We start from the raw sequence: 12,906 nt of genomic DNA, 5'->3' as shown, positions 1-12,906 counted from the left end.
CCGGGTGATCCCGGTGGGGCTTCGGCACACCCGCGGCTATGCCTCGGGGTCTTCCTCGTCCGGCCGGGCCGGGGCGGCCGAGGCGCGGAGGTGGAAGAGGGTGCTTTCGAGGGCGTCCCGCAGATACGGACGCGCGTCGCCGGCGTCCGCCTTCTCCAGCAGGACCGGGAGGAACTCCGCGTCCGGGTAGCCCGACGCAGTCTCCGGCTCCCGGGTGGCCCAGAGCTGCGACCAGACGACGATCATCATCTCGTTGCAGGCGCGGGCGGCCCGAAGACGGTCTCCGCCCTCCTCGCCGTCCTCGACGAAGACCAGGCGGGCCGAGGTGCCGAGCCGATGGCCGAGGGCCAGCAGGAAGGTCTCCCGGGCTCCGGACGCCAGGATCGAGTGGACTTCCGCCCGTACGTTCACTGCTCCATCGCCCACATCTCCTCGTCCGTCATCCCCGTCTTCTCGTACCGTTCGCGGGGAAGCGAGTCGACATCGTAGCCGCGCTCCTTCAGGACGGTCAGCCGGGTGTTGCCGTTGTGCACAGCGCCTTCCGGGGTCACGCGCAGGGCCTCGTGGGCTCCCGGCCGCAGGGAGTGGACGATGTCGTCCGTGGACTGCTCGCCCCAGAACTTCAGCGATGCCGGGGAGAGGGACTCCGGCGGGTGGATGTTCGTCAGCGGGACGTTGCAGTTGTGCACGAGGACCGGGGCGTTGCCGGCCACCGCGTAGTAGGTGTGGAGGTCGCTGACGGAGAGGTTGAAGACCTTCTGCTCGGCGGTCCAGGCCCGGGTCGCCGTGACCTTCACCGACGTGCCGGCCGGTGTGCGCAGCAGCGCACCCGGCTGGAGGTCACCGGCGTCGACCCAGCGGCGCTTGTCCTGGGCCCAGAAGGGGTGGCCCTTGGTCGCCGTGAGGGTGCCGGTGGCGTTGCCCTTGTCACCGTCGGTGTCGACGGTGAGCTCGACCAGCTGCTTCTGTCCCGTGCCGACGATGGTGTTGTACACCGGCTTCGCCACGGTCCGGCCCGTGTCGGGGTCGGTGGCCAGCACCTTGTCACCGATGACGACGTTCTTGATCGGCTTGGTGGTGCCGCCCGCCATCACCACCGGGGTGTCCGGGGTGAAGCTGTTGGGCACCTTGCAGGCCTTCTGGCCGCCCCTGATGAAGCTGAGGCCCTTCTCGCCGTACTTGGCGAGCTTGGCCGCGGACGCCGCGGATCCGGCGATGGGGATGGCCGCGAGGCAGGACATGCCGGCGTTGACGTAGTCGCCCTCGGCCGCGTACCAGGCGCAGTTGATGCCGTTGGTCACCGTGCCCAGGCCGGGCACGGCTCCGGCGACGTCGAGCAGGAAGTGCCCGCCCTCGCGCAGCCAGCCCCAGCGGCCGGCCTTCTTCTTCTCCTCGGCCTCGCGGCGGGCCTGTTCCTTCTTCTGGAGCTCGATCCGCTTCTTGCGGGCCTCCTCGTCGCGTCGCTTGGCCTCGTCCTCCGCGCGCTGCTTGGCGACGGCGACGGCGAAGGCCTCCTTGGCGGCCTTGCCGGCCGCTGCGGAGTCCTTGCCGGCCGCCACGGCGGAGGCGCGTGCCTGGCTCGACGCGGCGTAGGCCTGGTCGGCGGACGAGCGCGCCCACATGGCCGAGGCCCCGGCGCGGCTCGCCGAGTCGTCGGCGTTACGGGCGTCGCGGCGGGCCGCGGCGGCGGCGTCACGGGCGGTCCGGGCGGACTTGGCCGCGTCGGCGGCCGAGGATTCGGCCTGCTTGGCCGAGGTACGGGCCGCTTCCGCGTAGCCCTTGGCCTGGTTGGCCGAGTCCTGGGCCTGCTTGGCGTAGCCCTTGGCCTCTTCCGCTGCCTTGCGGGCGACGGCGGCCACGCGGGCGGCCTCGGCCGCGTTCGCCTGGGCCGTCGCCGCCACACCGGAGGCCTCGGCGATGATCCGCTTCACCTCTGCCACGTGGGTGGCGGTGAGCTGGTCCTTGCGGGCGGCCTTGTACTGGCCGGCCCGGATGAACCCGTGCAGCACCTCGACCGGTCCGGCGAGGGCGACCTGGGCCGCCGCCTTGAGCTCGGCGCCACCGGTGGTGGCCAGCTGGACGGCGCGGACCCGCTCGTCGGCCTCCCGGGCGGCGAACTGCCCGGTGTTGAGGAACTCGCGGAGCTTGTCGGGCGAGCCGTCCTTCAGCGCGGCCTTGGCGGCCTCCTGGATGCCCCGGTCGGTGCCATTGGCGATCTGCACCACCCGCACCCGGTAGTCGTCCGCGGCGGCCTTGTGCTGGCCGGTCCGCAGAAACTCCGTGATCTTCGCGGCGTCGCCCTTGAGGGTCTCCTCGGCGGCGTTGCGCACGGCTTCCGAGTCGGCCTGTTCCGCGAGGACCTCGACGCGGGCGCGCTCGTCCTGCTGGGCGGCGGCGTTCCAGTCGGTCCGCACGTAGTCACGGACGACGTCGTCCGTGCCGCCCAGGGCGGTCGCCGCGGCCGCGCGGCTCCAGGGCCCGCGGACCTTCATCGCCAGGAGCGCCACCTTGCGGCCCTTGGCGGCGACGTCCCCCAGGTCCGTGCCCGGCTCGGCCGCTTCGGCGGCGAGGCGTGCCGCCTCGTCGTCGAGCTCCTTGGCCTCCTTGGCCGCCTCGGCGGACTTGGCCTTGCGCTCTTCGTCGCTCGCCTTGAGGTCCTTGGCCTGCTCGATGGCGCCCGCGGTGCGGGCCTTGAGGTTCTCGGCCTCGATCCTCGTCGCCAGCTCGTGGACCTTGCCGGCCTTCTCGACCGCCGCCGTGGACGCGTCCGCGGCCTTCTTCGCGGCCTCGGCGTGGGTCGTCGACTCCTTCGCGGCCTTCACCGCGTCACCGGCGTGCTTGGCGGCCTCGTCGGCGGCCGCTGCCGCGGCGTCGGCGTGGTCGGCGGCGGAGTTGGCCGCGTCCCGTGCCTGGTACGCGGCGGACGCCGCCTCGTCGGCCAGCGACTTGGCGGCACCGGCCGCGCGGGTCGCCTCACGCGCGTGGCGCCGGGCCGACGCCGCGGCCGACTTGGCCCGCGCGGACTGGGCACCGGCCTCGTCGGCGAAGCCACCGGCCTGTGCCGCCGCACCGGCGGCCGCCTCGGCATTGGCACCGGCACTGGCCGCGGCCGAGGCCGCCTCGCCCGCCGCCGTCGCGGCGGTGCCCGCCTGCACGGCGGCCTGGGCCGCCAGCCGGGCGCCCTTCGCCGCGTTACGGGCGTCCTCCGCCGCCTTGCGCGCGGCGGCGGCCTGGCCGGCGTCCGTCGCGGCGGCGGATGCCGCGCCGCGTGCGCGCGAGGCGGCCTCGGCCGCACCGGCGGCCGCGGACGCCGCCTGCGACGCGGCGCTCGCCGCTATGCGAGCCGAGCTGTTCGCCGCCCGGGCGGCGCTGATGGCTTCCTGCGCGGCCTCGGCGGCACCCGCCGCCGCGTCCGCGGCCCGGCCCGCGGCGTTCGCCGCGCGCTTGGAGTCCTTCTTCGCCGCCTCGGTCTCGCCGGCGGCCTTCTGCGCCGCCTCCTTGGCGAGCTTGGAGGCGGCCACGGCCCGCTCCGAGGCCTCCTTGGCCGCCTCGGTCTCCCGCTTGGCCGTCCTACCCGCCTGCGTGGCCTGCTCGGCCAACTGCGCGACGGTGGCCCGCTCCTGGTCCCGGGCGCGGGACACGTGCTGGCCCGTGTCCAGGAACTCCCGGATGTCCTCGGCGGAGCCGTTCAGCGCGACCTTCGCGGCCTCTTTGGTCGCCGGGCCGGAGGCGCTCATGATCTGCATGAGCTGCACCCGGTCGTCCTGCTCCCGGGCGGTGTACTGGCTCTCACCGAGGAACTCGCGGATGTCACCGCTCGTGCCGCCGAGCGCGGCCTTCGCCGCGTCCTGGACACCGCTGCCACCGGCGCTGCCGATCTGCGTGGTCCGCACCCGCTGGTCCTGCTCGAGCGGCTCCCGCCACCCGTCCTTCAGGAAGTTGCTCAAGTCCTCGCGGGACCCGGCGAGCGCCTTCTTCGCGGCCTCGCGCACCCCGCGGCCGCCCACGGTGAAGAGCTGCATCGTGTAAATGCGGTCGTCGTGGAGTGCGGCGATTTCCTTCTCGCTGCCGAGGAACCGCTTCACGTCCTCGTCGGTGCCCATGAGGGCCGCCTCCGCGGCGGCCGTGACACCGGGCCCGCCCGACTTCCACAATTCCAGGACGCGACCGCGGTCGGTCGGCTGGTCCGGCTCGTCCGCCGCGAAGGCGGTACTCGTTCCGAGCAGGCTCGCCACGAGCGCCATGGGCAGCACACTCAGGCATACCGCACGCGTGCAGAGCCCCTGCTTTGCCCCGGGTCTCGCCCGATAGGGCTTTCTTCTCACCACGTTGACCGTTCTTGTCAGTTGATGGCCGAAACTCATCGGCGCGTGGTGAGCATAACCTCCATGATCACCCGTCATGTGTGCCTGAACGGGCCGTAGTTCATGGACAGCCGATAGCGGAATTAACAATTCCATGAGCAAGAAATGACATGCTCACATCGACGCTGCTACCGACGGTACAGCCCGCGACATCGGGCTTGTTGACACCTGGCACATAGTCAAGTCCAGGCAAAGTCACGGGTAGGTGATAGATTCCCGCCCAGGGCCTTTATCTCGCCATTACGCACGTCGAGAGGGGTTCTTCGATGTGTCTCGCGAGCGAAATTCGGCCCACCGAAATTTTCGAGAATCCCCGGCCCCCGCAAGACCCGCCAGGGAATTCGGATGGCGTCATTCCGCATTCCCGACGCGGGCCTTCGCGACCACCGGCCGAGCGCCCCGACGCGCCAGTGACGCGAACCCTCCGCCCGTACCAGGATGTCGGCATGCCAGAGACCTCCAACGGCGCGCTGCCCCGCCAGGTGGCCGACGCCCATGTCGAAGCCCTCATCGACCTCGACCCGATCACCGGCACGTACCTGGGAGTCGCGGAAAGCTCCCGCCTCCTCCCCGACCTCTCCCCCGCCGGGCGGGACGCCGTGGCCGCCCTCTCCCGCGCGACGCTGAGCCGGCTCACCGAAGCGGAGCGGCTGCCGGGCGCCGGGCAGGACGAGGAACGGCGCTGCGGGCGGCTGCTGCGGGAGCGGCTCACGGCGCAACTCGCCGTGCACGACGCCGAGGAGGGGCTGCGGGACGTCAACAACTTGAGTTCTCCCGTGCACGGTGTGCGCACGGTGTTCACCGTGACCCCGACCGGGACCGAGGACGACTGGGCGGCCGTCGCCGCGCGGCTGCGGGCCGTCCCCGTGGCTCTGGCCGGGTACCGCGCGTCACTGGCCCTGGGGCTGGAGCGGAAGCTGCCGGCCGGTCCGCGCGCCGTACGGACCGTCATCGGGCAACTGACGGAATGGGTGGGTGCGGACCGCGGCTGGTTCCAGGAGTTCGCCGCGGCGGGGCCGGATTCCCTGCGCCGTGAACTCGACGACGCCGCCGCCAAGGCCACGGCCGCGGTGGCCGGACTGCGCGACTGGCTGCGGGACGCCTACGCGCCCGCGATCGACGGCGCACCGGACACCGTGGGACGGGAGCGGTACGCCCGCTGGGCGCGCTACTTCAACGGCACGGACCTCGACCTGGACGAGGCCTACGCGTACGGCTGGTCCGAATACCACCGGCTGCTCGCCGAGATGAAGACGGAGGCGGGCAGGATCCTGCCGGGGGCCGGCCCCTGGGAGGCGCTGGCCCACCTCGATGCGCACGGCAGCCACATCGAGGGGGTCGAGGAGACCCGGGTCTGGTTGCAGCAGCTGATGGACGAGGCGATCGAGGCCCTGGACGGCACCCACTTCGACCTCGCCCCTCCCCTGCGGGCGGTGGAGTCCCGCATCGCCCCCGCCGGCTCGGCCGCCGCCCCGTACTACACCAGCCCGTCGGAGGACTTCTCCCGCCCCGGCCGCACGTGGCTGCCGACCATGGGCCAGACCCGCTTCCCCGTCTACGACCTGGTGTCCACCTGGTACCACGAGGGCGTGCCGGGCCACCATCTCCAGATGGCGCAGTGGGTGCACGTCGCCGATCGCCTCTCCCGCTACCAGGCGAAGGTGGGCAAGGTCAGCGCCAACCTGGAGGGCTGGGCGCTGTACGCGGAGCGGCTCATGGACGAGCTGGGCTTCCTGCCTGACCCGGAGCGCCGCCTCGGCTATCTGGACGCGCAGATGATGCGCGCGTGCCGCGTCATCGTGGACATCGGCATGCACCTGGAACTGCGGATCCCGGCGGACTCCCCCTTCCACCCGGGCGAGCGCTGGACCCCGGAGCTGGCGCAGGACTTCTTCGGCCGGCACAGCAGCCGCCCGGCGGCGTTCGTGGAGAGCGAGCTGACCCGCTATCTCTCGCGGCCGGCCCAGGCCATCGGGTACAAGCTGGGTGAGCGGGCGTGGCTGCGCGGCCGGGAGAACGCCCGCGCGGCGCGGGGGGCGTCCTTCGACGCCAAGGCCTGGCACATGGCGGCCCTCTCCCAGGGACCGCTGGGCCTCGACGACCTGGTGGACGAGCTGTCCCGGCTCTGACACTTCGGCTGAGCCGGTTTTCACTTGCGGTTGCCGTTGCGTCAACTTCTACGGTCTTGGGTGTGGCCGGAAACACCGGCCCGGCGATGGAGGAGCAGGGCTATGACCTGGTCGATCGCGGAGGTGGCCCGGATGTCGGGGGTGACGTCCCGGACGCTGCGGCACTACGACGAGATCGGCCTGCTGCCGCCGGCGCGGACCGGCGCCAACGGGCACCGCTACTACGAGGAGGCCGATCTGCTGCGGTTGCAGCAGATCCTGCTGATGCGGGAGCTGGACCTGGGGCTGCGCGAGATCCAGGCGGTCCTGGACAGCCAGGTCGATCAGGTGGCGGTGCTCCGCGAGCACCACCAGCGGCTGCTGGCGGAGCGGAACCGGCTGGAGACGCTCGCCCGCACGGTCGGCCGCACCATCGCCGAACTGGAGGAAAGCAAGGACAACAACGCCATGACGAAGATCAACAGGCCGGAGAACCTTTTCGAGGGCTTCGAGCCCTCCTCCGCCGAGGAAGATGCCGAGGTGCGGGAGCGGTGGCCCGAGGCCTGGGCGGAGTCCCGGCAGGCCGTCGAGACGATGACCGACGAGGACACGGAACGCTGGCAGCGGGAGGTGACGGCGCAGATGATCCGCCTGGCGGAGTTCATGGTCGCCGGCACACCGGTCGACGATCCCGCGGTGCAGGCCGAAGTGGATACCCACTACCGGGGCGTCTGCCGCTTCTGGACCCCGAACGCGGAGGCGTACAAGGGCCTGGGCCGGACCTACGTCGACGACCCCCGGTTCCGCGCGAACTACGACAAGATCGCCGACGGGCTGGCCGGCTACCTGCGTGATGCGATGGTCGTCTACGCCGACGCCCGGCTGAACTGACCGACACCTCACATCGCCGCGCCGGGAGCTGCGGATCGGGGGACCGCAGCGCCCGGCGCCCACCCCTTCGGCGCAGCTCAGGGCATCAACGCTGCCTGAAGTGCTCGACCAGGCGCGAGTAGCTGTCATCGGCATGGCCGTCCTCCACGGCCTTGTTCACCAGGCCCAGGGTGTAACCGGGGAATTCGACGTCGATGTTCCGCGCCCGGCTCTCGCGGACGAGGTCCTCGACCGAGGGCCGGTGGTGCTGGAGCGCTCCGTACGGCGTCGCGTACTCACCTCGGTCGACCTCGTCGGCGATCCCCGGGAAGGACGCCAGCAGCGCGGCCACGGACGGTCCGGCGTCGTCCAGGAACCGCCGCACCTCGATGCCCTCGCTGGACAGCAGGGCGGCCGCGTGCAGGAATCCGTTGAGCGCGCCCCACATCGTGCCGTGCACGGCCATCCCGTACAGGGCCGGGATACCTGCGTCGGCCGAGATCAGCGTTCCCCGGCCACCGATGAGCTGAAGCGTGGGACGGAAGTGGTCGAAGACAGCGTGGGAACCGCCGTAGAAAATCACCGTCTCCGCTCCCCCGATGCCCGGAGCGATCGTCATGATCTGCCCATGGAGATACCGCGCGCCCTGGTCCCCGACCCACTCGGCCACGGCCCTGGCCTCTTCGGATGTCCCATCGGTAAGGTTGAGCACGGAGCGGCCGGACAGCACGTCGCCCGACGATTCCAGGACCGCGCGGGCCGTCGCATTGCCCTGCACACTGACGACCACCAGAGGACTGGCGGCAACGGCGTCGCGGACCGTCGCGGACCGATCGGCCCCCTTGGCGACCAGGGGGTCGGCCTTCTCCGGCGTACGGTTCCACACCGTGGTCGGGTGCCCGCCGTCCAGAAAGGCGCCGGCGAGTGCGAAGCCCATCTCGCCCAGGCCGATCACGGTCACGGCCGGCTGGGCATCGGTTCGTACTGAGCCTGAGGCTGTATTCATCAAGTCGCTCTCTCCCCGGTTGCGGTGCTGCGTGAGCGTCACGCTAGAACCTGAACCAAAGTCGAGGTCAAGGAAGTTCTGAGGCCGAAGGGATACACACGCCATGATCAACCCGACTCGCACCACCGTCGGCCCCGAGCGCCAACTGCTCGAGTACATGCTCGACCACAATCGGGTCGAGCTGATCGACACGGTGCGCGGACTGTCCGAAGAAGAGGCTCGCCAACGTCTCGTCCCGTCCATGACGACGTCGATCGGGCTGGTCAAGCATGCCGCGTTCGCCGAACGGAACTGGTTCCAGCGTGTGCTGGCAGGGCTGCCGGACTCCGAGTGCGACGGTGCGATGGTGGGCGAGGCCAGTTTCGAGGTCAGTGACGACGAGACGGTGGCCGACGTGATCGCCGAATTCGAGCGCGCCGGCGACCGCGCACGGACGATCGCCGCGGGCATCGACCTCGACGCCACCCGGGAGCACCCGCTCTTCGGCACCGTCAGCCTGCGATGGATCTACCTGCTCATGATCCAGGAATTCGCCCGGCACGCCGGCCACAGCGACATCCTGCGTGAGCAGACCCTGAAGCGGGGACCGGAATCACGCACTCACAGTGATGCGGCAGGATAGCGGCCCGTGATCGACTACCAGCGCCAGCAGCACCCGAACCAGCCGTACGCTCCCCAGCCGCCGTACGCACAGCCGCACCCGTACGCACAGCAGCACGCGTATCCGCACCCGTACGCCCAGCAGCAGCCCCCGCAGCCGTACCCGCAGCCTCCGCTCGTCCCCGAGGCGGTCGGGGACGAACGCCGCATGCTCTCTGCCCTGATCGACGGATCCATCACGCTCTTCGCCGGCTTCGGTCTCGCCCACCAGCTCGCGGACGACAAGCCGGTCGGCGTCTTCTGGGCCTACGTCGCCGTATGCGTGTTCGGACTGTCCTTCGTCCACCACGTGCTGGGTGCCGTGATATTCCGGACGACCGTGGGCAAGTTCCTGCTCATGACACGCGTGGTGCGCGAGGCCGACGCCGGGCGGCCGCGCTTCTGGCAGACGGCGGGACGCTGGCTCCTCGGCCTGACCTGGCTCCCGATGCAGCCGCTGCGGAGCCTGGTCGGGGCGGAGGGCGACCCGTACGAGGACGCGTGGGGGCTGCGGTACGTACGCAGCAAGGACCTGCGCTGATCTGACTGACCGCGTCGCGGCGTCACCTCTCTTGTGGAGGCAGAACGTCCAACGCAAGGTGCCATGGATACGACCGGCGCCGCTCATTCCCCGTCCCGGGGGCGTGGGGCAGCCACTCCCCCTCGCCGTACAGCACGCGCACCCCGGCGCTACGCAGGGTTGTCACCGAGCGCTGCGTGGCCGGGTGGCTGTCCAGGGCCGTCGACCAGAACGGCAGGGCGACCACAGGCAGCCCCAGACCGACCGCCTCCGCGATGAGCCCGAGCGCATAGGTGTCGGCAATCCCGGCTGCCCATTTGTTGGCCGTGTTCATCGTCATCGGCGCCACGACGACCGCGTCCGCCGGCGGGTTGCGCTTCTCTTCGCCCGCCCGCCGCCAGTCGCTCCGCACGGGGTGCCCCGACGAGGCCTCCAGCGCCGGGAGGTCGAGGAACTCACCCTCGACGGCCGCCCGGGTGGCGATGACGCACACCTCCCAGCCGCGATGTATTGCAGCCGTCACCAACCGCGCCGCATCCTTTGCCGGGCCTGCGGCGCAGACGATGACGTACAGCACATGGCGACTCATACCGTCACCTGCGCCCGTGAAGCCAGGGAACGCAACACCGGTACCCGCCCGCCACGATCACGCATCAGCAGATCTCCGATCAGTTCTCGCACCACCGTGCGCGACCGTACCTCCTGCGGCGCCTGCTTCTCTGCTGCGAGAAGAGCCGCAGTGGCCTTCTCAGTTCGCCCGCAGGCATGAAGGGCTCGGGCTACGTCGGTCCAGAAGACAGCTCTGCGCTCCGCGACCGCCAGTGCCTCGACATTCACGTTCCGGGCCTCTGCTAGCGCCTTACCCGCGTCTCCGAGAGTGAGTGCGATGGACACCCTGTGAAGCGATACGTTGTTCGGCCCGAAGGCAGTCCAGTGCCGATTGGATTCCTCCAGCAGCTCGGCGGCGCGCCCGGCATCCTTAAGAAGTGCGGTGGCGGTGTCCCGGTCGTTCGCAGCAGATGCCGCCCACGCTCCACGGAGGAGCAGAGCTCCGAAGACCGCGACCGTGTCAGGGTTGGACCTGGCCACGGCATCGGCGATCTGCTCCGCTCCCCTGACAGCTACTCCGACACCTTGCCGACGGTGCCCGACCGCAGACACCGCGTGGGTGAGGATGCGCGACGCAGCTGCGACAGCCTCCGGGATCTCGGTCCGGCGGGCTGCTGCCATCGCGCGCTCGGCTGCAACCCACGCGGAAGCCGCGTCACCGTTTTTCAAGAGGAGCGAAGCCGCTACGTGGTAGGCATCCACGGCGACACGATCAACCTCGTGCTGATCACCGGCCGAAGCGCGCGGGGGCTCGAGTTCGACGAGGAGCCCCGGCAAGCTCGTGGCCAGTTGCGCATAACGACACCCCTGCACCTGTCTTTTCGCCGAGGCGACTGCCCGAGCCAATGCCTTGGGAGTGCTCGGATCCGTGGTGCAAGTAATCGTGCCCGTAAGGACATCCCGCAGCCGGTCCATAGGATCAGCAGCCGTGTGATCGAGTAGCTCCTCGGGGGAAGCGGGAACAGCCACCACACTGGCTGCGGCCAGCGAGTACATCACGAAGTCACGCCTCTTCACCGGCCCACCCAGCGCCGTCCCACCGGGAACCGCAGGCACAGACCTACTGGCCGGTCTGTTGAAGCCCAACTCTTCGACAGGTCGTTCGAGAAGCGCTTGCAACACCGCCCGTGTGGCTGGGTGGGGCCAACCTGGCCGCGCGGACTCCCAACGGCGAACTTGCCGGACCGAGATCGTCAGCTTGAACCCCAGCTGACCGGCCATGCTTGCGAAGCCGTCAACGAAGTCCTCCTGGGTATGTATCCCCCGCGCCACGCGTGCGCGTACGAAGAGCGGGTTACCCGGCTGGCCTGGCATGAGCTACCTCCGCATGTGCCGTACCACCCAACGTAGCCAGAAAACCGCTGCGGCACCGGCCGAATGTCCTGCGAAATGTCCTGCGAACGTCCTCAGGTCCGGCCTGGTCTGACCTCTCGTCCAGCGGTGTCCTGGTTCCATGATGTTTCTGGCCAGAAAATGCACCCCGCCGCGTCCACACCTCGCGGCTGGAGGGACGACCCGGTGACCGACATGACCCAATGGCTGGCGCAGGCCGCCACCGACCCCCGGGCCGCTACCGCCCACTGGAAGGCCGCCCGGCCCACACCCCTCACCGTCGGCACCCGGTGGGACCTCGCGCAGATCCGCTTCGGTCTGGCATGCGCCGCCCTCACCCAACTCAGGGCGGACGGGCACCACATCGGCCCGTATCTCATGAGCGGCGCCGAGCGGACCGTGTGGTTTCCGCTCCCCCTCGGCACCGCCTACCGCCTCGCCGGGACGCGCGGTGTCACCGTGCAGCCACCCGGCTGGGAACTCCTCGCGCCCTCCCCGGGCAGGTACCTCGGCAACCGCCTGTGGATCGTCCCGCACACCGTCCACGCGCCGACGACTCTCACCACCACAGACGACCTGTGCGAGGCACTGGACACCGCTCGTCGACGCCTGGCCGGGAAGGCGACACGGCCACCGGCCGCCCGCCTCAGCGCCCCGTGAAGAAGTCCCGCACCCGCCGCCCCCGGCGTCCGTTCTCGTAGCTGGACGGCTCGTCCGGCTCGTCCGAGTCGTCGGGGCCGTGCAGGACCGTCCAGCTCACCGCCGAGACCGCCGGTTCCAGGGAGAGGCGGCTGACCGCTTCTTCCAGGAGGCTGTCGTCGCGGCGCTCCGTGGTGAGTTCGGCGGCGACGGTGACCTTGCCGGGGGCCTCCGCGTCAACGCTGTGGACAGAGCGGAGGCGGAAGCCGGGGCGGGCCAGGGACTGGACGAGGAGGGTGCGGACGTGGGCTTCCTCGGGTTCGGTGCAGACCGCCTCGAAGTAGTAGTCGGTGGCCACCTCCGAGCCGCCGCGCGGCTTGCGGTCGAGGCCGCGGGCCAGGGGGCGCAGCAGGGTGTTGGCGCCGACGACGCCCGCCGTGCCGAGCCCCGCGACCACGTACAGGCCCGTGCCGGCCAGGGCGCCGATCGCGGCCGAACACCACAGCGTGGCCGCGGTGTTGAGGCCGCGGACGCTCAGCCCGTCGCGCATGATGACGCCCGCGCCGAGGAAGCCGATGCCGGAGACGATCTGTGCGGCGACCCGTGAACCGTCGTAGCCGGTGGTGCTCGTCGCGTCGGCGAAGCCGTACTGGGAGAGCAGCACGAAGAGGGCCGATCCGGCCGCGACCAGCGCGTTCGTACGCAGGCCCGCCATCCGGGAGCGCCACTGGCGCTCCAGGCCGATGATCGCGCCGAATCCCAGTCCGGCCGCGATGTTGGCCGCCATGTGCCACTCGTTGACGATGACCATGTTTCACA

At 70.7% G+C, this 12,906-nt stretch carries 11 protein-coding genes; 5 read left to right on the top strand and 6 right to left on the bottom strand.

What is annotated here, in order from left to right:
• Positions 1-36: 36 nt before the first annotated feature.
• Complete coding sequence (locus JO379_RS26625) at positions 37-426, bottom strand: hypothetical protein (protein ID WP_130881615.1); 390 nt, start codon at positions 424-426, stop codon at positions 37-39.
• Positions 408-4,244 (bottom strand): polymorphic toxin-type HINT domain-containing protein, encoded by a 3,837-nt coding sequence (locus JO379_RS26620; RefSeq protein ID WP_209517300.1) that lies wholly within the window; start codon positions 4,242-4,244, stop codon positions 408-410. Before JO379_RS26620 ends, JO379_RS26625 begins: the two co-directional genes overlap by 19 nt.
• A 566-nt stretch (positions 4,245-4,810) precedes the next feature.
• Here JO379_RS26620 and JO379_RS26615 point away from each other — a divergent pair.
• Together JO379_RS26615 and JO379_RS26610 are read left to right on the top strand one after the other, a co-directional pair.
• On the top strand, positions 4,811-6,493 hold the full coding sequence (locus JO379_RS26615; RefSeq protein ID WP_209517298.1) for a DUF885 domain-containing protein: 1,683 nt from the start codon (positions 4,811-4,813) through the stop codon (positions 6,491-6,493).
• Between the two features lie 102 nt (positions 6,494-6,595).
• Positions 6,596-7,363, top strand: a complete 768-nt coding sequence (locus tag JO379_RS26610) for a MerR family transcriptional regulator (protein WP_130881618.1) — start codon at positions 6,596-6,598, stop codon at positions 7,361-7,363.
• A gap of 85 nt (positions 7,364-7,448) precedes the next feature.
• Here JO379_RS26610 and JO379_RS26605 read toward each other — a convergent pair whose 3' ends face one another.
• Positions 7,449-8,303, bottom strand: coding sequence for an NAD(P)-dependent oxidoreductase (locus JO379_RS26605; RefSeq protein WP_209517296.1), 855 nt, complete (start codon positions 8,301-8,303; stop codon positions 7,449-7,451).
• Positions 8,304-8,451: 148 nt separating this feature from the next.
• Between JO379_RS26605 and JO379_RS26600 the strand changes: the two genes are divergently transcribed.
• Together JO379_RS26600 and JO379_RS26595 are read left to right on the top strand one after the other, a co-directional pair.
• The gene (locus tag JO379_RS26600) at positions 8,452-8,970 is read left to right on the top strand and encodes a DinB family protein (protein WP_209517294.1); all 519 of its coding nucleotides are present in this window, start codon (positions 8,452-8,454) and stop codon (positions 8,968-8,970) included.
• 6 nt (positions 8,971-8,976) lie between these two features.
• Positions 8,977-9,528 (top strand): RDD family protein, encoded by a 552-nt coding sequence (locus tag JO379_RS26595; protein ID WP_209517292.1) that lies wholly within the window; start codon positions 8,977-8,979, stop codon positions 9,526-9,528.
• Between the two features lie 22 nt (positions 9,529-9,550).
• Here the strand turns inward: JO379_RS26595 and JO379_RS26590 are convergent, their stop codons facing one another.
• Positions 9,551-10,096, bottom strand: a complete 546-nt coding sequence (locus tag JO379_RS26590) for a flavoprotein (protein WP_209517290.1) — start codon at positions 10,094-10,096, stop codon at positions 9,551-9,553.
• The gene (locus tag JO379_RS26585) at positions 10,093-10,818 is read right to left on the bottom strand and encodes a hypothetical protein (RefSeq protein WP_209517288.1); all 726 of its coding nucleotides are present in this window, start codon (positions 10,816-10,818) and stop codon (positions 10,093-10,095) included. The genes JO379_RS26590 and JO379_RS26585 overlap by 4 nt, the downstream gene beginning before the upstream one ends.
• 816 nt (positions 10,819-11,634) lie before the next feature.
• Between JO379_RS26585 and JO379_RS26580 the strand changes: the two genes are divergently transcribed.
• Entirely contained in the window at positions 11,635-12,108 is a 474-nt protein-coding gene (locus tag JO379_RS26580; RefSeq protein WP_209517286.1) for a hypothetical protein, read from the top strand.
• Here JO379_RS26580 and JO379_RS26575 read toward each other — a convergent pair.
• A complete protein-coding gene (locus JO379_RS26575) occupies positions 12,095-12,898 on the bottom strand; it encodes an MgtC/SapB family protein (RefSeq protein ID WP_242626424.1) in 804 nt (267 codons plus the stop codon). The genes JO379_RS26580 and JO379_RS26575 overlap by 14 nt on opposite strands.
• Positions 12,899-12,906 lie beyond the last annotated feature (8 nt).

Source organism: Streptomyces syringium (assembly GCF_017876625.1).
GTDB lineage: Bacteria > Actinomycetota > Actinomycetes > Streptomycetales > Streptomycetaceae > Streptomyces > Streptomyces syringius.
Note: the sequence above shows the minus strand (reverse complement) of the source record. Positions and strands in the feature narration are given on the sequence as shown.

Coding starts and splice junctions, on each gene's coding strand:
- JO379_RS26620 (WP_209517300.1), bottom strand. CDS start 4,244: ATGGCGCTCGTGGCGAGCCTGCTCGGAACGAGTACCGCCTTCGCGGCG.
- JO379_RS26615 (WP_209517298.1), top strand. CDS start 4,811: ATGCCAGAGACCTCCAACGGCGCGCTGCCCCGCCAGGTGGCCGACGCC.
- JO379_RS26610 (WP_130881618.1), top strand. CDS start 6,596: ATGACCTGGTCGATCGCGGAGGTGGCCCGGATGTCGGGGGTGACGTCC.
- JO379_RS26600 (WP_209517294.1), top strand. CDS start 8,452: ATGATCAACCCGACTCGCACCACCGTCGGCCCCGAGCGCCAACTGCTC.
- JO379_RS26590 (WP_209517290.1), bottom strand. CDS start 10,096: ATGAGTCGCCATGTGCTGTACGTCATCGTCTGCGCCGCAGGCCCGGCA.
- JO379_RS26575 (WP_242626424.1), bottom strand. CDS start 12,898: ATGGTCATCGTCAACGAGTGGCACATGGCGGCCAACATCGCGGCCGGA.